The organism is Microbispora sp. ZYX-F-249 (assembly GCF_039649665.1).
Lineage (GTDB): Bacteria > Actinomycetota > Actinomycetes > Streptosporangiales > Streptosporangiaceae > Microbispora > Microbispora maris.
On sequence record NZ_JBDJAW010000046.1, the window covers coordinates 16,324 to 33,928 of the forward strand.

Genomic DNA, 17,605 nt, shown 5'->3' on the forward strand with positions numbered 1-17,605 from the left:
GGGATGAAACCGTGGTGTGTCAGGCGACGGACTCGCGTCCGGCGGTCTCGGGCTCGCGGCTGACGGCCTCGGCGGCCTCCTCGGCGGCGGACGCCGCGATGTCGACCGGGTTCTCCCGCGTACGGCGGATGCCGAGGATGCTGATGAACAGCGAGGCGAAGATCGTCTGGAAGCTCATGACGAACGCGGTCGCCGAGGGGACGACGAGGCGCAGCGACTCGGCCGGGATCAGCTCGCCGAAGCCGCGGCCGCCCCAGTGGGCGAGCGAGGCCACCAAACCGACCAGACCGGCCACGGCCAGGGCGCCACCCGCGAGCAGGCCCTTCTCCAGCGTGACGACGTCCACCAGCCTCCGGATGCGCCGGTCCTCGGGGAGGAAGCCCTCCTCGGCCGCGTACACCTTGGTGAACAGCGCGAACAGCACGGCCTGGAATCCGATGATCACCATCGCGGACGCGCCGACCAGCGTGTCGACGTCGAAGGCGAGCTTGCCGATGTAGACCGGGCCGAACGTCAGCGCGGCCCCGGCGACGAGGCCGAGGCTCATGAGCACCAGGCCCGGGATGAAGAACAGCCAGCGGGGGCTGTACAGCATGAGGAAGCGCAGGTGACGCCAGCCGTCCCGCCAGGAGCGCAGGTGCGGCGGGCGGGAGCGGCCGTCGGGCGACAGGGTGGTCGGCACCTCGCGGACGTCGAGCCCCTGCAGCGTGGCCTTCACGACCATCTCGGAGGCGAACTCCATGCCGCCGGTCTGCAGTCCCAGCCGCAGGATCGACTCGCGGCGGAAGCCCCGCAGGCCGCAGTGGAAGTCGCCGATCTCGCTGGGGAAGAACAGCCGGCCGATGAACGACAGGACCGGGTTGCCCAGGTAGCGGTGCAGCGGAGGCATGGCCCCCGGAGCGATGCCGCCGCGGAACCGGTTGCCCATGACCAGCTCGGCGCCGTCCCGGAGCTGCTCGACGAAGGGCATCAGGCTCGTGAAGTCATAGGAGTCGTCGGCGTCGCCCATGATGACGTACTTGCCGCGCGCGGCGCGGATTCCGCCGATCAGGGCGTTGCCGTAGCCCTTCTCGTCAATGTGGACAACCCGGGCGCCCGCGTCGCGGGCCAGCTGTTGCGAGCCGTCGGTGCTGCCGTTGTCGGCGATGACCACCTCGCCGTCGATTCCGTTCTCACGCATGCAGGTGAGGGCCTTGCGAACACAGATCTCCACGGTCTCGGCCTCATTGAGGCATGGCATGACAACGGTAAGTTCCACGTCGCAACTCCTCGCATATGACGGCAGGACACCAATGATGCCCGCTTCCCAGTAGCGTCCGAGTCAAGTCCGCGAAACGGCTGGCATTCTGTAACCGTGACTCCACCCACCGCTGGAGCGGCGGGCTTCCCGCGCCGCCGGCCGAGCGGCGACGCGCAGGACGAGCCCGGCCCGGACTATTCCCAGGGCGCCGGCCACGCCGGTGCGCACGGCATGCCCGCAGGTCACGCGGCCGATTTCGGCGGGGACGGCGGAGTTCTCCTTCGCCGTTTCCAGTGGAAGGCGCCGACAATCGAGGGGAGGAAGCGCGGAAAGACCGGCCGGCCGACGCGGGCCGTTCCCTCCGCGCGACTGTGAATGGTCGCGATCGCTGATCCTCCCTCCGTGAACGCCTCGCCCGCCGGCGGCTGGAGCCGTACGGTCGCCTTACTGCGCCGGCACCGGGTCTTCGCGGTCGCGCTCGGCGTCGCCTTCGTGCTGCGGATCGTCACGATGCTGGGCTTCGGCCCGGCCATGTGGTTCAACGACTCCTACGACTACGTGTCGGTGGCGCTGCGCCCGCGTCCGCACCCGATCCGCCCGGACGGGTACAGCTTCTGGCTGCTGCTGCTCAAGCCGTTCCACAGTTTCTCGCTGGTGGTGTTGACCCAGCACCTCATGGGCCTGGCGACGGCGTTCCTTATCTATGCGCTGCTGACCAGAAGATTTGGGATGCCAGGCTGGGGGGCGACGCTGGCCGCCGTTCCCGTGATGTTCGACGCCTACCAGATCCAGCTCGAACAGCTGATCATGTCGGACACCATGTTCATCCTGCTCGTGGTGGGCGTGGTGACGCTCGTGCTGTGGCGGGAGCGGCTGACCTGGCGCGGCGGCACCGTGGTCGGGCTGCTGCTCGCGCTGACGGCGCTGACCCGGAGCATCGGCCTGCCCATCCTCGCCCTGGTCGTGGCGTATCTGGTGATCAAACGGGCGGGCTGGAAGCCGATCGCCGCCATGGTCACCGCGTGCGCGCTGCCCGTGCTCGCGTACATGGGCTGGTTCAAGGCGGTGAACGGCCAGTTCGCGATGACCAACAGCGACGGGGTCATCCTCTACATGAGGACGTCGCTGTTCGCCGACTGCCACAAGATGAACATCGACGAGCGCCGCGAGCTGGAGCTGGCGCTGCTGTGCATCAACGTCGCGCCCAAGGACCGCGGGCTGTCCGCGCAGGCGTACCTGTGGTGGGACGACCAGAACCAGCTCCACGTCTTCGGCTCGGGCATGAAGTTCACGCCGGAGATCAACGCCAACGCGAGCACGTTCGCGAAGAGGGCGATCCTGTCCCAGCCGGCTGACTACCTGGCCGCGGTGGCGAAGGACTTCTTCCGCGCCTTCCAGTGGGGCCGGCCCCGGTTCCCGGACGCCAAGACCTTCCTGCAGTACGAGTTCGACAACGAGTACACCCGCAAGCTGCCCAAGTGGAGCTCCTATCACAGCACCACGGACAAGGACGCCGAGGCGTACGAGAACGGCCCGGCCGCGACGCACGTGGTCTCGCCGTGGTCGGACATCATGATCGGATACCAGAAGGTCGTACGGCTGCCGGGCCTCGTGCTGGGCCTGCTGCTGCTGGCCGGTCTGTACGGCGTGGTGCGCCGCTGGCGCGACCTCGGCGGGCCCGCGCTACTGCCCTGGTTGGGGGCGGCGGGCCTGATCCTGGCCCCGGCGGCGACCGCGGAGTTCGACTACCGCTATCTGCTGCCCGCGGTGCCGCTCGCCTGTCTCGCCGCCGCCATCACCGCGCGTGATCTTGTAGTTAGTCGCAGGGATGGCCGCTGACCTGGGCAACCACTCGCCGTGATCATGCAGAATTTCCCGCTCTCACGGCATGACCTGGGCCTTTCCATTTCATGATCTTGCACTCGACAGGAACAGGGAGCCGGCGACTTCTCTGCAAGATCACAAAGTGCGTTCACCCAGGTAGATGGGGCGGCATGCCATTTACTGCATGATCACGGAGGACATCGGACCAGGTCAGACCACATCGGTGCGACAAATTACAAGATCACGGCGACGGGGTGGCGTGGACGGCGTTGTAGAGGTCGCGCTTGGGGACGCCGGCCGACTTGGCCACGTCGGCGATGGCCTGCTTGCGCGGCACGCCCGTGCCCTCGCGCCTGGCCACCTCCTCGACCAGGTCCTCGATGCGCGGCGCGGCCTCCTCGGCGGTCCGTCCCGCCACCACCAGCGTGATCTCACCCCTGACCTCGCCGGCCGCCCATTCGGCCAGCTCGCCGAGGCCCCCGCGCCGCACCTCCTCGTACGTCTTGGTGAGCTCCCGGCAGACCGCGGCGGGCCGCTGGGCCCCGAAGGCCTCCGCCATCGCCTCCAGCGTCGCGTGCAGGCGGTGCGGCGCCTCGAAGAACACCATCGTGCGCTCCTCCGCCGCCAGCGCCGCCAGGCGCCTGGCCCGCTCCCCCGGCTTGCGCGGCGGGAACCCCTCGAAGCAGAACCGGTCGCTCGGCAGGCCGGAGACGACGAGGGCGGTCGTCACCGCCGACGGACCGGGCAGCGCCGTCACGGGCAGGCCGGCCTCGACCGCGAGGCGGGTGAGCCGGTATCCGGGGTCGGAGACGCCCGGCATCCCGGCGTCGGTGATCACGACCACCGTGCGCCCCTCGCGCAGCGCCTCCAGCAACTCGGCGGCCCGCGCGCTCTCGTTGGCGTCGTAGTAGGACACCACGCGGCCGCCGATGGCGATCTCCAGGTCGGCGGCGAGCCGCCGCAGCCTGCGGGTGTCCTCCGCCGCGATCACGTCGGCGGCGGCGAGCAGATCGCGCAGCCGTGGGGACGCGTCTTTGGGCTGGCCGATCGGGGCTGCGGCGAGAACGAGCACCCGTCCACCCTATGACCGGTGTGAAACATTCATCGCCGAAAGGCCTGTTGCCGCAATCCTCACGCGAGTCGTGTCCATGACGGGGACGCACCAGTAATCTGTCGAACGTGACCGTGACCGACCATTCCCACAAGGCGTTCGAGCAGCCGGAAGAGGGAGCGCAGGACGAGGCTCCCACGGTGTCCCTGCGCGACCGGCTGGTGCCGCCCATGCCCGGCGATGCCATGTGGGGCTGGCTCGGCCCCATCCTGGTCGCCCTCTTCGGCGGCTTCCTGCGGTTCTACCGGCTGGGCACGCCCCACTCGGTCGTCTTCGACGAGACGTACTACGCCAAGGACGCCTTCGCGACCATCAAGTACGGCGTCGAGCGGCAGTTCGTGGAGGGCGCGGACCAGCTCCTGCTCGCCGGCAACGAGAACATCTTCAAGCAGTGCGGCACGGTGGGCGAGTGCGCCTCCTACGTGGTGCACCCGCCGGTCGGCAAGTGGATGATCGGCCTCGGCGAGCTCATCTTCGGCGCGAACCCCTTCGGGTGGCGCTTCGCCGCCGCGCTGGTCGGCTCGCTGTCCATCCTGATCCTCGCCCGCACGGCCCGCAGGATGACCCGCTCGACGCTGCTCGGCTGCGTGGCCGGTCTGCTGCTGTCCGTCGACGCACTCCACTTCGTGCTGTCCCGTACGGCGCTGCTGGACATCTTCCTGATGTTCTGGGTGCTGGCCGGGTTCGCCTGCCTGGTGGCCGACCGCGACTGGTTCCGCAGCCGCCTGGCCGACTGGCACGAGGCGGGATCACCGGCCGGCGGGGCCTGGCTGGGCCTGCGCCCCTGGCGTCTGGCCGCCGGGCTGTGCCTGGGCGCGGCCATGGCCACCAAGTGGACCGGCGGCCTTTACATCGCCGCCTTCGCGATCATGTCGCTGCTGTGGGACGCGGGCGCCCGGCGGGCGGTCGGGACCGGCCGGCCGTACGGCACGGTCGTCCGCCGCGATCTGCCGCTCGCCGCGGCGTGGATGGCGGCCGTCCCGGTCCTCACCTACATCGTCTCGTTCACGGGATGGTTCGTCACCGACAAGGGGTACGGCCGCAACTGGGACCAGGCCACCGCGAACGGGCCGATCTACTTCGTCATCGACTCGTTCCGGTCGTGGTTCGACTACCAGAAGCAGGTGCTCACCTTCCACACCGGCCTGGAGACGAGCCACCCGTACCAGTCCGAGCCCTGGCAGTGGCCGTTGCTGCTGCGCCCGGTGGCGTTCTTCTACGAGCAGCCGAAGAACTGCGGCGCCTCCACCTGCTCCTGGGCGGTCCTCGGGACCGGGACGCCGATCATCTGGTTCGCCGGCGTCGCCGCGCTGATCGGCATGATCGCGTGGTACGTCGCGACCCGCGACTGGCGTGCCGGCGCGGTGCTGCTCGGCTACGCCGCCGGGTGGCTGCCGTGGTTCTACTTCGCCATCGCGGACAACCGGACGATGTTCATGTTCTACGCGATGCCGATGGTGCCGTTCATGATCCTGGCACTCGTGCTGGCCTGCGGGCTGATCCTCGGCAAGGAGAACCCGGCCCGGCCCAACCGGCGCGTGGTCGGCTCGGCCGTGGTCGGCGCGTTCGTGCTCCTGGCCCTGGTCAACTTCGGCTGGCTCTATCCCGTCATCGCCGCCGAGGTCATTCCGTACGACTCCTGGCACGCGAGGATGCTGTTCGACCGGTGGATCTGAGACCCCCGTATCGTTGGGCGCATAGCGTTGCGCTCAGAGGGGGTGGTCGCGAGTGATACCGGGTCGTCGTCAACGATGGGGTCGATACGGCAGACTGCGGGTCATGCCCGCACCTGACGTCGCCGCGCTCCTCGCGCAACTGGAGCGCTCCGATCCGGACATCGCCGAGCCCGCCCGCGTCGCGGTCGAGTGGCTCGCCGGTGGCGAGGCGCTCGAGACCATCAGCCAGTTCGACGTGTGCGAGTTCCTCTGGTACACGCTGCCGATCAAGGTGCCGGGCGACCAGGCGACCATCGCGCGCGCCCTCGGCGAGCTGCTCAGGCTCGCCGGCATGGAGCGCTACGCCGCCCTGTGCGACTCCCCCGCCACCGCCCGGATCCTGCTGACGTACGCCACGGAGGGCGAGGAGGCCGGGGCCGCGGCCTATCACCGGGAGCTGGAGGCCACCGGGGTGGTCCCCCCGGACATCGCCGAGCTCTCGTGGAGCTCGATCATGGGGCCGGAGGAGCTCGGGGCGCACGTCGCCTGCGCCGCCGCCCTGGAGCTGGCCATCGTCGCGGGCGACCCGGTGGACCGCGAGGACCTGACCCGCCGCTGGCTCACCACCCCCCGTCCCGAGCTGGGCGGCGACTGCTGGCTGCACCGGGTCCACGGCGAGCGGCTGAACCGCTGGGTGCTCGGGCGCGGCACCGCCCGCCGCGAGCTCGCCCAGCCCTTCGAGGTGCGGCTGCACGCGCCGATCACGGCGCCGGACGAGCCGCACCTGGAACCGCTGCGCTGGCTGCTCGACCTGGCCCGCACCGGGGTCCGCCTGACCGAGCGGCTCAACGTCGGGCGTGCCGTCGCCGTCGAGGCGGCCGGCCGGTTCGGCTGGGCGGATCGGACGGTGCGCGGCGAGAACGACGTGCCCGCCCTCACCGAACTGCGGCAGATCGCCGTGGACGACCTCGGGGCGCTGCGGCGCAGCGGCCGGAGGCTGGTGCTCACCACCACGGGCAGGAACCTGCTGGACGACCGCGCCGCCCTGTGGGAGGCGGCCACGACCACGTTGCTCGTCCCCGCCCCCGGCGAGCACGACTTCGAGGTCTCGATCCGCGAGTCGGCGCTGATGATCCTGGTGGACGGCGGGGTGGTGCGGGACGACGACCTGCGCGACCGGGTCGCCGAGGTGGTCAACGGCGAGGGCTGGCGCACGACGGACGGCGGCCGGGTCGGCGGCGCCGACCTCACCGGCCCGCTCGCCCGGCTCCGCCACCGCCTCGACGCCCTGGGCCTGGGCTCCGCGTCCCACACACCCGAAGGCGCGTCCCACACACCCGAAGGCGCGTCCCACACACCCGAAGGCGCGTCCCACAACGGCGGCGCGGCGGTCCGCGAGCCCGGGGCGGCCGGACGCGAGCCCGGGGCGGCCGGACGCGAGCCCGTGAGGCGTGGCGGGGGCGCGCGGACGTGGCGGCTCACGACCGCCGGGCGCCGCGCCGCGCTGGCCGCGCTGCGCGCCCAGGCGCTGCGCCCCCGCCAGTACGCCGGCCTCGGCTGAGCCCTCGCGGGGCACCCCCGTGGCGCACCGGCACCCCATGCCGCACTGGGATGGCCGCGAAGGCGGCGCTCAGGAGGTGAGGACCCTCAGGGTGCAGGGTTCGCCGTTGAGGCGCCACTGCACGGCGCCGCCCTCGGAGGGGGAGCCGTTGAAGCCGAGATGCACCGTCTGCCCGGCGGCGATGTCGGTGCTCCAGGAGGGGGCCGCCGCCGTGACCTCGCGACCGGTCTGGGACCAGGTGGCCGACCATCCCGTGGACACCGTCTGGCCGGGGTCGGTGAACAGGAACGTGAGCCGCCAGTCCCGTACGGGCGTGCTTTTCGTGTTGGTGACCTCGACCGTCGCGGTCATCCCGCCCGGCCAGGTGATCGGCCGGTAGTCCACCCGGCAGGTGATCCGCAGCGGGGACGGCGACGGCGACGGCGAGGCGATGATGTCGTTGTAGATCCGCACGGTCACGGATCCCGACGCGGGTGAGACGGCCCCCTCCTTGTCGATGGCCACGAGGTACAGCTCGTGGTCCTCGAAGGCGACGCCGCTGGGCGGCCAGCGCAGGGAGAAGACGCCACCGGTGGCGTCCGGCCCGAAGGTCGCGACTCCGGACGTGACGCCGTCGCGGGTCTCCATCACCCGGTAACAGGCGATGCCGTCCTCGTCGGTGGCGGGCGTCCAGCTCAGGCCGACACTGTTCAGGAGCACGCTGCCGATCCGCGGAGTTCCCGGCGCGGTCGGCGGCGTGCCCGACGGTGACGTGCTCGGCTCGCACGGGATGGGAGTGGGCGGCGGCGGCGCCGTCGTGAGGGCGTAGGCCGTGCCACCCGCCCCGCTCTCGACCACCGCGGGGACGACGAACGCGGCGGCCGCCAGGAGCCCCGCCGTCATCCAGGCGCTCAGCGCCGTCTTCGATCTCATCGCCGGCACTCCTCGTCTCGGTCGACCGCCCCGGTGACGGTGATCGTCCGCGTCGGACGGCGGCCGGTCAACGGACGCCGGCACGGCGGGCCGTACGCGCCTGGTGGGCGGCGCAGGGCTTTGCAACTTTCATCCGCGGCCTTCGAGCATCTCCAGATAGTGGGCGTTGTACATGATCCCCAGGATGTTGCCGAACGGGTCGGTCACCGAGGCGGTGACGAAGCCGGGGCCGCGCTCCGTCACCGCCCCGTGCAGCTTGGCGCCCATCGACAGCAGTCTGCCGAGGCTCGCCGCCACGTCGTCGACGTGCCAGTAGACGACGGCCCCGGCCGGTTCGGCCGCCGGGTGCGGCGCGTGGCGCCGGTCGATGAAACCGAGCTCGTGCCGGTGGTCACCGAGGCGGAACTCGGCGTAGGCGAGCCGGCCGTCCGGCCCCCTGCGCCGGAAGTAGGCCTCCACGCCGAGCACCTCCGCGTACCACCTCGACGCCTCCTCGACGTCGTCGGCCCAGAAGCTCACAGTCGTCAGTCCACGCAACATCGGTTGCTCCTTCCGTCGATGGCGTGAACGCTAGGATGCATTGAGGAACGTACGGTTCCTCAATCGACGGGAGGCTGCTCGGCATGCTGGAAACCTCCGTACGGCTGCTGCGGCTGCTGGCGTTGCTGCAGACCCGGCCCGGCTGGCAGGGCGCCGACCTGGCGGACCGGCTCGGCGTGACCACGAGGACCGTGCGCAACGACGTCGAGCGGCTGCGCCACCTGGGATACGAGATCCGCTCGGCCACCGGCGCGGCCGGCGGATACCGGCTGGGCGCGGGGTCTTCCCTTCCCCCGCTGCTGCTCGACGACGACGAGGTCGTCGCGGTGGTCGTCGGCCTGCAGGCCGCCGCGGGCAGCACCGTGACCGGCATCGAGGAGACCTCGCTGCGCGCGCTCACCAAGCTCCAGCGGATGCTGCCGTCCCGGCTGCGCCACCGGATCGAGGCCGTGCGCGCCGCGACGGTCGCGGTGCCGGGGCATGGTCCCACGGTGGACCCGGAGACGCTGACCTCGATCGCCGCGGCCATCCGCGACCACGAGACGCTGCGGTTCGACTACCTCGACCACCGGGGGCACGAGGGGCGCCGCACCGCCGAGCCGCACCGGCTCGTCTTCACCGGGCGGCGCTGGTATCTGCTGGCCTGGGACGTCGACCGCCGCGACTGGCGGACCTTCCGCGCCGACCGGGTGCGGCCGCGCGTCCCGAACGGCCCCCGCTTCACCCCGCGCGAACCACCCGAGGGCGACGCCGCCGCCCACGTCGTACGCGGGACGGGTTCGGCCGCCTGGAAGCACCGGGCCGTCGTACGGCTGCACGCCCCGGTCGAGGTCATGGGCGCGCGGCTCACCCCCGCGGCCGGGCTGCTGCGCGCCGACGGGGCGGACGCCTGCGTGCTGGAGACCGGCGGCGACTCACTGCACAACCTGACGACCTTCCTCACCTCGCTCGACGTGCCCTTCGCCGTGCTCGGCCCGCCCGCCCTGCGCGCCCACCTGCGTACGCTCGCCGAGCGCTACCTGGCCGCGGGGGCGGATAACGTGTGAAGTCATGCCGGACGAGACGATCGCCAAGGAAGACGACATCCGGAGCGTGAACGCGTTCTGGCGGAGCCTGGGCCTGCCCGGCCTCGTCGACGTGCACACCCATTTCATGCCGCACCGCGTCCTGACCAAGGTGTGGGCCTACTTCGACTCCGCCGGGCCGCTGGTCGGCCGGGCCTGGCCCATCACCTATCGGCTGCCGGAGGACGACCGCGTCGAACGGCTCAGGGCCTTCGGCGTGCGGGCGTTCACCTCCATGCTCTATCCCCACAAGCCCGGCATGGCCGAGTGGCTGAACGACTGGGCCGCCGGCTTCGCCGCCCGGGTCCCCGGCTGCCTGCACACGGCGACGTTCTTCCCCGAGCCCGGCGCCTCGCGATACGTCGCGCGGGCGATCGAGGCGGGCGCCCGGGTGTTCAAGGCACATCTCCAGGTCGGCGCGTACGACCCGAACGACCCGCTGCTCGACGGAGTCTGGGGGCTGCTGGAGGACCACGGCATTCCGGTGGTGACGCACTGCGGGTCGGGCCCGGTTCCCGGGCCCCACACCGGGCCGGAACCGATCGCGGCCCTGCTCTCCCGGCATCCCCGGCTGCGGCTCGTGATCGCCCACATGGGCACGCCCGAGTACGCCGAGTTCCTCGCGCTGGCCCTGCGTCATCCGTCGGTCCGCCTGGACACGACGATGACCTTCACCCGCTTCACCGAGGAGACCGCGCCCTTTCCCCGGAACGCCGTGCCGCTCCTGCTGGATCTTCAGGACCGCATCCTGCTCGGCACGGACTTCCCCAACATCCCCTATCCGTACGCCGAGGCGCTGTCGGCCCTCGCCGATCTGGACCTCGGGGACGGGTGGCTGCGCGCCGTCTGCCACGACAACGCCGCCGGGGTCTTCGGCCTCGGGCCGCTCACGCCGGGGACATGACCTCGTAGAGGTTGCGCGCCGCGTCGACGAAGAACAGCCCGCGCGGGCACAGCGGATGGTCGATCCGGCCGTTCGCGGGATCGGCCGGGTCGTCGCCGTAGGGCACCCCGGCCTCCCGCAGGCGGGCCAGGATCCCGTCGAAGGTGACCGGATCCACGTCGAAGGCCAGATGCACGCCGACGGGCTCCGCCACGGTCATGAAGTCCAGGGTCAGCGTGTCGTTCACCCGTACGGGCGCGAAGTGACCGTCGCGCCCGGCGGGCGGCAGCTCCGCCAGGCCCATGACCGAGGCGAAGAAGCGGGCCGCCTCGCGGTTGTCCACGGCGGGGACGATGGTGTGGTTCAGCGTGATCGTCATGCCGCGCTCCCCCCGCTCTTGAGGGCGCCGTGCAGGAGGATGTCGACGAGTTCCTCCGGGGACGGCTCCCGGGAACGGGTGAAGAGCATCCCGAGGAAGACCGAGGCGAACTTCCCGGGTTCCAGGCGCAGCGCCGCCCGGTCGGGTTCGATCAGTTCGACGATCGCCTCCCGGGTCGCCGTCATCGAGGCCTCCCGGTTTCCCGGGGCCGGCCGGTCGCCCTCCCTGCCGCCTTCCCGGCCGCCTTCCCGGCCGCCGCGGTCTCGCTCGCGGCGATGACCGGTGCCGTGCAGGGCCCCGATCACGGTCCCCATGCGTCCCAGGTGGGCGTGCAGTGCCTCGGCCGCCTGCGTCAGCCGATCGGGCAGCGGTTCGTCGAGGGAGATCGAGGCCAGCTCGCGCAGCACGTGGCCGGGGTTCATCGCCTCGGCCAGGCACGCGTCGAGCAGTTCGTCCTTGTCGCCGAAGGCCCGGAAGACGGTGCCCTCGCCGATGCCGGCGGCCCGGGCGATCTGGCTGGTGGTGACGGCGGCGCCGTGCTCGGCGACCAGCGGAAGCGCCGCGGCGACGATCATCGCCCTGCGCTGCTCGGTGCTCATCGCCGGCGCGCGCCGGCGTGTGGGGGAATCTGTCATGCCTTCAACGGTACGGAGTGAGTGCTCACTCCGTCAATGGATTATTCACCCCGGCCGCCATGGTCGTCTCACTGGTGTCATCGGTTCGCATGGGGAGGCGGTCGCTCGGCCGCGGCCGTCGCCGCGGCGGGAACGGCCGGGAGGCGCAGGACGAAGCGGGCGCCGACGGGGCTGTCCTCGATTCTCAGGCTGCCTCCGTGGACCTCCGCGATCTGCCTGGCTATCGCCAGCCCCAGCCCCGCACCCCCCGCGTCCCTGCTGCGCGCCGCGTCCAGCCGGGTGAACCGGTCGAACACCAACTCGCGCTTGTCCCGGTCGATGCCCGGCCCGTCGTCGACGACTTCCAGCACGGCCGCGCCGGGATCCTCGCCGGGGTCGTGCCGTACGGACACGGTGATCGTCGTCTTGGCGTGCCGTTCGGCGTTGTCGAGAAGGTTGGTCAGCAGCCGAGCGAGAGACACCCTGTCGCCGACCACGACGACCCCGGGCTCGAGCGCGGATTCGACCCGCTTGGCCGGGTGACGGCGGTTGCGCAGCTCCGCGGACACGACCGTGGCCAGATCGAGCCTGCACTGCTCGCCGCGCATGCCGTGATCCAGCCGATCGAGGGTCAGCAGGTCGTGCACGATCGCCTGCAGCCGGTCGAGGCTGGGCAGGAGGACCGAACCCAGCTGGGGCACGCTGGTCTCCTCCGGTGCGAGCATGCCGTCCTCCACCTCGGCACGCATCGCGGCTATCGGGGTGCGCAGATCGTGGGAGGCGTTGGAGACGAACTGACGCTGGTGCCGCAGCGCGCTCTGCACCTGCTGCAGCGCGCCTTCCAACCGGCCCAGCGTGCGGTTGACGCTCTCGGCCATCGCCCGGATCTCGTCATCGGTGGCCGGCACCGGCACCCGGCGGCTCGGGCAGTTTCCGTTGATCTCGTCCAGCTCCACGCGAATGGCGTTGACCGGTCTGAGCGATGCCCGCACGTTCCGGTAGCCGACATAGGTGATGGCCGCGGCCAGCGCCGCCGCACTCGCCCCCACCAGCGCGGCCAGCCAGGGATCGACCCATGGCGGCACAACCGGGGAGGCGCTGTAGACCATCCATCTGTCGCCCATGCGGTGCGCCCACTGCGCCACCACGATGTTGCATTCGGCGGCGGGGAAGATGTCGCCGCACACGACGCAGCTGATGCTGTTCCTGGTGTCCGGCGGAATGAAGCGCGCCATTCTGGGCTTGCCCCGCATCTTCGTCGTCGACGCGACCACGCGGCCGGACGGGTCGACCACCTGGAGATTGCGGGACTTGTATTCGACGAGAGGGTAGGTCAGCTGTCCCCGCTCGAGCTCGACGGCCACCCGGCCACCCGCCGCCGCGACCTCCCTGGTGACGGTGTCGCTGGCGTAACGATGAACGCCCATCATGACGGACGTGGCCAGCAGCGCGCACAGCAGGATGGCCGTCGCCCCGGTGAACAGGGTGATTCGGCGCGTGATGGAGAAGCGGTCGTGCAGGCGCATCCTCCCCCCTCCTGGCCAGTGGACCACATGGGGCGGAAAGAGCCGGAAAAGAAGTGGCCGTCCGAACGCGACAGGTCGCCACGGTCCCACCCGCATCTCCGGCGGAACACCAAGGGTCGCCCGCCTCTCGTCCTCGTACGTCCAGGACGGCGGGATGGGACACGCGTAGAGGCCCGGCCGGTCGCGCGGTCGCCCGGAGAAGCAGAGAGGCCGGTCCCGCTGGGCGGAACCGGCCTCTGTCGTGGTGGAGCTATGGGGATTTGAACCCCAGACCCCTTCGATGCGAACGAAGTGCGCTACCGGACTGCGCTATAGCCCCAACGACCTCGACTAGATTAGCAAACTCTGCGGGGTGTTCGCGCCACCCGGTCAGTCTCCGGCCGCGCGGCGTCCGTCGGCGTACTGGTCGAAGACCTGAACGCGCTTGCGCGCCTCGAACTTGATGATCTCCGCCTCGCGGGCCAGCGCGGCCAGGGCGCGGCGGCGTTCCCGCTGGCGGCGCAGGTGCTCGGCCCGCGCCCGGGCGGCCTTCTCCCGCTGCTCCCGGTCCACGCGTACGGCCACGCGCAGCACGGCGAGGTAGCCGACGAGGAGCACGCCCGATGGCGCGACGGCCCACCAGGGCATCACGCGGACGGCCGCGGTGACCACGGAGGCCAGCACGAGCAGGATGCTCCACAGGAGCCGCCGCCGGCGCCGGGCGAGGATACGGGCGCGGCGGTGGGCGGCGACACGGCGGGCCCGCGCGTGCCGCTCCGCCGCGACCTGTTCCGCCGTGGCGACCTCGGCCTGGTCCGCGGTGACTGTTCCGGCGCCCGGGGCCACCTCCGCGGAGGACGCGGCCGGCGGCGTGACGACCGTGTCGGCGTCGCCGCCCTCCGCCTCACCGCCGGCGTCGTCGGAGCCGGCCTCCGGGGCCTCGGCGGAGACGGCGGCGGGCGGTTCGGACAGCGTGGACGCCTCGGCCTGCTCCTCGAACAGGTCGTCGTCGGTGTGCCGGTCCCTGCGCAGCCACATGGGCAGCAGGACGCTGAGCCACATGACGACGATGGCCAGGTAGAGGACGGCGCTACCCATGCGCCCACCTCCACACCCCCGGACGAAGGGCATGGTGAACACGTCCGTGGACCTGTGTCGGCGGAGAGGTGTTCACGTCACGCACCGTAGGACTGCGTGTCACTGGATGACGAGCATTCGGTCCGGTGTGTCGCGAGATCGTCAAAGCTCTTCATGTAATTCGATCCCGTGCGAGCGCGTGATCCTCACAGGCCACGCCCGTCACCGCGGGGACGGCCACCCGGGTCGCGGTGGACGGAGCCTGCGTGCATCCGGACGTCTCCCCTGGCGCGGTTTCACCTTTCGTCAGGCAGCATCACAGCGCACGCTGGTGATCGGTTTGCTCTTCGATTGCAGCGGGCCGGGCGAAGCGCCCGTCGCCGGCCTCCGTGGCCGGTACGCCTAGCCGGGGCTCGACTCGCTGCGGCGGGCGGCGGAGTTCATTGTGCGCCGCCACTGGACGAGCAGCCCGCGCGGCACGTCCTCGACGGTCAGCGCGTAACAGATGTGATCGCGCCATGCGCCGTCGATGTGCAGCTGACGCCGGCGGATGCCCTCCTCGCGGAACCCGAGCTTCTCCACGACCCTGCGGCTGGCGTGGTTCTCCGGCCGGATGTTGGCCTCCAGACGGTGTAAACCGGTCGTGAAGAAGCAGTGGTCGACGGCCATGGCGAGCGCGGTCGGAATGATGCCCCGCCCCGCGAGCGCGCCGTCGACCCAGTAGCCCACCTGCGCGGAGCGGGCCGACCCCCACACGATCGCCCCCACGGTGAGCTGCCCGGCGAAGCGTCCCTCGTACGTGACGACCCAGGGCATGGCCATCCCCTGGCGGGCCTCGCGGCGCAGCGTGCCGACCATCGAGACGTACGGCCCGAGGCCGGTGCGGAACAGCGGGGTCTCGGGGTTGCTCGGCTCCCAGGGACGGAGCCATTCGGCGTTGCGCAGCCGGGTGTCACGCCAGTCACGGACGTCACGCAGGCGCAGCGGCCGCAGCCCGACGGGCCCCTCGGCCATGGACGCCGGCCAGCCGCGAAGTCGATCCATTCGTCAATCATCCACCGGAACACGGTCAACGCGCCACGCGGGACGCCACCCGTCCTCAGCGCGCATGGTCGCCGCCGTGGATCTGGTCGACCACATGGGCCAGGATCGGGGCCAGCACGGCCATGCCGTCCCGTACGCCACCGGAGGAACCGGGCAGGTTGACCACCAGCGTCTTGCCCGCCTGCCCGGCGAGACCGCGGGACAGGATCGACGTCGGCACCTTCTCCCTGTTGACCTGGCGTACGGCCTCGGCGATGCCCGGGATCTCCCGGTCCAGCACCCGGGCGGTCATCTCCGGAGTGAGGTCGAGAGGCGTCACCCCGGTCCCGCCCGTGGTGACGATCACGTCGTAGCCCGCGGCGACGCCCTCGCGCAGCGCGGCCTCGACGGCGTCCCCGTCGGGGACGACCCGGGGCCCGTCCACCCGGTCGCAGCCCGCCTCCTTCAAAAGGGAGGCCAGCAGCGGCCCGGAGCGGTCCTCGTAGACGCCCGCCGACGCCCTGTTGGAGACGGTGACCACCAACGCGCGCACGCCTTACTCCTGTCCGGAACGGGTCCAGTGGCCCGTCTTGCCGCCCGTCTTCTCCTCCACCCTGACGTCGCTGATCACCGCCGCCGGGTCGACCGCCTTGACCATGTCCACCAGCGCGAGCGCCGCGACGGTGACGGCCGTGAGCGCCTCCATCTCGACGCCCGTCCTGTCGGCCGTACGGACCCGGGCGGTGATCTCCACCCCCTCGTCCACGACGGCCAGGTCGACCTTCACGCCCGTCAGGGCGATGGGGTGGCACAGCGGCACGAGGTCGGGGGTGCGCTTGGCGCCCATGATCCCGGCGATCCGCGCCACACCGAGCGCGTCGCCCTTCGGCACGTCCCCCGCGCGCAGCACGGCCACCGCCTCGGGCGACAGCAGCACCCGTCCGGTCGCGACGGAGGTCCGCGCGCTCACGTCCTTCTCCGAGACGTCCACCATCCGGGCGGCGCCCGACTCGTCGACATGGGTCAGTTTCATAGCGGTATCACCTCCACCTCACTGCCCTCGGGCAGCGAGGTCACGTCCTCGGGCACCACGATCAACGCGTTCGCCCCGGCCAGCGCCGCGAGCTGGTGCGAGCCCTGCCGGGTCACCGGCGCGACGGTATCGCCGGTCAGCACGGCCCGCAGGTACGACCGCTTGCCCGCCGGGGAGCGCACCGGGGCGGTGACGGTCGCGCGTACCGTCGCCGGCGGCCCGGCCGGGAGGCCCTGCATCACCCGCAGGGCCGGCTTCACGAAGAGGACGAACGACACGAACGACGAGACCGGATTGCCCGGCAGCGTGAAGATCGGCACCTGGTCCGGCCCCACGACGCCGAAGCCCTGCGGCATGCCCGGCTGCATGGCGACCTTCTCGAAGGTCACCGTGCCCAGCGGCGACAGGGCCTCCTTGACCGGCTCGTACGCCCCCATCGAGACGCCGCCGCTGGTGATCACGGCGTCGGCCCGCACGAGCTGGGCGTCCAGGGTGTCCAGGAACTCCTTGGGGTCGTCGGTCACCGAACCGGCCCGGAACCCCTCCGCCCCCGCCTCGCGCACGGCCGCGGTCAGCATGAAGCTGTTGGACTCCCAGATCCGCCCGGCGCCCAGCGGGGTGCCGGGCTCGGCGAGCTCGGCACCCGTGGACAGCACGACGACCCTCGGCCGGGGCCGCACCCGCACCCGGCGGCGGCCGACCCCGGCGAGGATGCCGATCTGCGCGGGCCCGATCCTGGTGCCCTCGCGGAGCACCACGTCGCCCGCCCGGACGTCCTCGCCCGCCCGCCGGATCGCGTTGCCGGGCGGGGCCGGTCTGTCGATCCGTACGCGGGCGGTGCCGCCGTCGGTCCATTCGACCGGGACGACGGCGTCGGCGCCGGTGGGCAGGGGCGCGCCGGTCATGATGCGGGTGACCAGGCCGGGCCCGAGGGCGTTCAGCCCGCCGTCGCCGGCCGCCACGTCCCCGATCACGGGCAGCGTGACGGGCGCGGCGGCCACGTCCTCGGCCCGTACGGCGTAGCCGTCCATCGCCGAGTTGTCGAACGGCGGCAGCGGGACGGGCGAGGCGACGTCCTCGGCCAGCACGGCACCGAGGGCGGCGTCGATCTCGACCTCGAGCGGCGCGAGCGGGCGCACCGCCGCGAGGATGTCGGCGAGATGGCGGTCGACCGGCTTCATCGG

General features: G+C 71.6%; 17 protein-coding genes and 1 tRNA gene. 5 read left to right on the plus strand and 13 right to left on the minus strand.

The annotated features are described in order from the left end of the window. Positions 1 to 19: 19 nt before the first annotated feature. Positions 20 to 1,258 (minus strand): glycosyltransferase family 2 protein, encoded by a 1,239-nt coding sequence (locus tag AAH991_RS34350; RefSeq protein ID WP_346230100.1) that lies wholly within the window; start codon positions 1,256 to 1,258, stop codon positions 20 to 22. 384 nt (positions 1,259 to 1,642) lie between these two features. On the opposite strand from AAH991_RS34350, the gene AAH991_RS34355 reads away from it, so the two are divergent. Beyond that, positions 1,643 to 3,079 (plus strand): hypothetical protein, encoded by a 1,437-nt coding sequence (locus AAH991_RS34355; protein WP_346230101.1) that lies wholly within the window; start codon positions 1,643 to 1,645, stop codon positions 3,077 to 3,079. 226 nt (positions 3,080 to 3,305) lie between these two features. On the opposite strand, the gene rsmI is transcribed toward AAH991_RS34355, so the two are convergent. Continuing rightward, positions 3,306 to 4,136 carry a 16S rRNA (cytidine(1402)-2'-O)-methyltransferase gene (rsmI, locus tag AAH991_RS34360; protein ID WP_346230102.1) on the minus strand — a complete coding sequence of 277 codons (831 nt, stop codon included), beginning with the start codon at positions 4,134 to 4,136 and terminating at the stop codon, positions 3,306 to 3,308. A gap of 107 nt (positions 4,137 to 4,243) precedes the next feature. On the opposite strand from rsmI, the gene AAH991_RS34365 reads away from it, so the two are divergent. Together AAH991_RS34365 and AAH991_RS34370 are read left to right on the plus strand one after the other, a co-directional pair. Beyond that, positions 4,244 to 5,851, plus strand: a complete 1,608-nt coding sequence (locus AAH991_RS34365) for a dolichyl-phosphate-mannose--protein mannosyltransferase (RefSeq protein ID WP_428834060.1) — start codon at positions 4,244 to 4,246, stop codon at positions 5,849 to 5,851. 103 nt (positions 5,852 to 5,954) lie between these two features. Further along, on the plus strand, positions 5,955 to 7,391 hold the full coding sequence (locus AAH991_RS34370; RefSeq protein WP_346230103.1) for a hypothetical protein: 1,437 nt from the start codon (positions 5,955 to 5,957) through the stop codon (positions 7,389 to 7,391). A 69-nt stretch (positions 7,392 to 7,460) separates the two neighbouring features. Here AAH991_RS34370 and AAH991_RS34375 read toward each other — a convergent pair whose 3' ends face one another. After that, entirely contained in the window at positions 7,461 to 8,303 is an 843-nt protein-coding gene (locus tag AAH991_RS34375; protein WP_346230104.1) for a cellulose binding domain-containing protein, read from the minus strand. Positions 8,304 to 8,432: 129 nt separating this feature from the next. After that, entirely contained in the window at positions 8,433 to 8,843 is a 411-nt protein-coding gene (locus tag AAH991_RS34380) for a VOC family protein (RefSeq protein ID WP_346230105.1), read from the minus strand. An 83-nt stretch (positions 8,844 to 8,926) separates the two neighbouring features. On the opposite strand from AAH991_RS34380, the gene AAH991_RS34385 reads away from it, so the two are divergent. Both AAH991_RS34385 and AAH991_RS34390 read left to right on the plus strand, forming a co-directional pair. Beyond that, entirely contained in the window at positions 8,927 to 9,889 is a 963-nt protein-coding gene (locus AAH991_RS34385; RefSeq protein WP_346230106.1) for a helix-turn-helix transcriptional regulator, read from the plus strand. A 4-nt stretch (positions 9,890 to 9,893) separates the two neighbouring features. Continuing rightward, on the plus strand, positions 9,894 to 10,811 hold the full coding sequence (locus AAH991_RS34390; RefSeq protein WP_346230107.1) for an amidohydrolase family protein: 918 nt from the start codon (positions 9,894 to 9,896) through the stop codon (positions 10,809 to 10,811). On the opposite strand, the gene AAH991_RS34395 is transcribed toward AAH991_RS34390, so the two are convergent. The 9 genes from AAH991_RS34395 to glp form a co-directional block, all read right to left on the minus strand. After that, positions 10,795 to 11,169, minus strand: a complete 375-nt coding sequence (locus tag AAH991_RS34395; RefSeq protein ID WP_346230108.1) for a VOC family protein — start codon at positions 11,167 to 11,169, stop codon at positions 10,795 to 10,797. The two genes, AAH991_RS34390 and AAH991_RS34395, sit on opposite strands and share 17 nt — an antisense overlap. Then, positions 11,166 to 11,804, minus strand: a complete 639-nt coding sequence (locus AAH991_RS34400; RefSeq protein WP_346230109.1) for a TetR/AcrR family transcriptional regulator — start codon at positions 11,802 to 11,804, stop codon at positions 11,166 to 11,168. The genes AAH991_RS34395 and AAH991_RS34400 overlap by 4 nt, the downstream gene beginning before the upstream one ends. A 77-nt stretch (positions 11,805 to 11,881) precedes the next feature. Further along, positions 11,882 to 13,309, minus strand: coding sequence for a sensor histidine kinase (locus AAH991_RS34405; protein WP_346230110.1), 1,428 nt, complete (start codon positions 13,307 to 13,309; stop codon positions 11,882 to 11,884). A 242-nt stretch (positions 13,310 to 13,551) separates the two neighbouring features. Further along, positions 13,552 to 13,628 (minus strand) — tRNA-Ala (locus AAH991_RS34410). Positions 13,629 to 13,678: 50 nt separating this feature from the next. Beyond that, positions 13,679 to 14,386, minus strand: a complete 708-nt coding sequence (gene sepX, locus AAH991_RS34415) for a divisome protein SepX/GlpR (RefSeq protein ID WP_346230111.1) — start codon at positions 14,384 to 14,386, stop codon at positions 13,679 to 13,681. Between the two features lie 381 nt (positions 14,387 to 14,767). Further along, the gene (locus AAH991_RS34420) at positions 14,768 to 15,409 is read right to left on the minus strand and encodes a GNAT family N-acetyltransferase (protein ID WP_079313233.1); all 642 of its coding nucleotides are present in this window, start codon (positions 15,407 to 15,409) and stop codon (positions 14,768 to 14,770) included. A 55-nt stretch (positions 15,410 to 15,464) separates the two neighbouring features. After that, positions 15,465 to 15,941, minus strand: a complete 477-nt coding sequence (locus AAH991_RS34425) for a MogA/MoaB family molybdenum cofactor biosynthesis protein (protein ID WP_346230112.1) — start codon at positions 15,939 to 15,941, stop codon at positions 15,465 to 15,467. A 3-nt stretch (positions 15,942 to 15,944) separates the two neighbouring features. Then, positions 15,945 to 16,421: a cyclic pyranopterin monophosphate synthase MoaC gene (gene moaC / locus AAH991_RS34430; RefSeq protein ID WP_079313231.1), complete on the minus strand. Its 477-nt coding sequence runs from the start codon at positions 16,419 to 16,421 to the stop codon at positions 15,945 to 15,947. Next, on the minus strand, positions 16,418 to 17,602 hold the full coding sequence (glp, locus tag AAH991_RS34435) for a molybdotransferase-like divisome protein Glp (protein ID WP_346230113.1): 1,185 nt from the start codon (positions 17,600 to 17,602) through the stop codon (positions 16,418 to 16,420). The genes moaC and glp overlap by 4 nt, the downstream gene beginning before the upstream one ends. Between the last annotated feature and the right edge of the window lie 3 nt (positions 17,603 to 17,605).

Bases quoted from the DNA above. Each gene is read 5' to 3' on its own strand.
- AAH991_RS34380 (WP_346230105.1), bottom strand. From the start codon at position 8,843: ATGTTGCGTGGACTGACGACTGTGAGCTTCTGGGCCGACGACGTCGAG.
- glp (WP_346230113.1), bottom strand. From the start codon at position 17,602: ATGAAGCCGGTCGACCGCCATCTCGCCGACATCCTCGCGGCGGTGCGC.
- AAH991_RS34400 (WP_346230109.1), bottom strand. From the start codon at position 11,804: ATGACAGATTCCCCCACACGCCGGCGCGCGCCGGCGATGAGCACCGAG.
- AAH991_RS34375 (WP_346230104.1), bottom strand. From the start codon at position 8,303: ATGAGATCGAAGACGGCGCTGAGCGCCTGGATGACGGCGGGGCTCCTG.
- AAH991_RS34395 (WP_346230108.1), bottom strand. From the start codon at position 11,169: ATGACGATCACGCTGAACCACACCATCGTCCCCGCCGTGGACAACCGC.
- AAH991_RS34420 (WP_079313233.1), bottom strand. From the start codon at position 15,409: ATGGATCGACTTCGCGGCTGGCCGGCGTCCATGGCCGAGGGGCCCGTC.
- AAH991_RS34370 (WP_346230103.1), top strand. From the start codon at position 5,955: ATGCCCGCACCTGACGTCGCCGCGCTCCTCGCGCAACTGGAGCGCTCC.
- moaC (WP_079313231.1), bottom strand. From the start codon at position 16,421: ATGAAACTGACCCATGTCGACGAGTCGGGCGCCGCCCGGATGGTGGAC.
- AAH991_RS34405 (WP_346230110.1), bottom strand. From the start codon at position 13,309: ATGCGCCTGCACGACCGCTTCTCCATCACGCGCCGAATCACCCTGTTC.
- AAH991_RS34385 (WP_346230106.1), top strand. From the start codon at position 8,927: ATGCTGGAAACCTCCGTACGGCTGCTGCGGCTGCTGGCGTTGCTGCAG.
- AAH991_RS34390 (WP_346230107.1), top strand. From the start codon at position 9,894: ATGCCGGACGAGACGATCGCCAAGGAAGACGACATCCGGAGCGTGAAC.
- sepX (WP_346230111.1), bottom strand. From the start codon at position 14,386: ATGGGTAGCGCCGTCCTCTACCTGGCCATCGTCGTCATGTGGCTCAGC.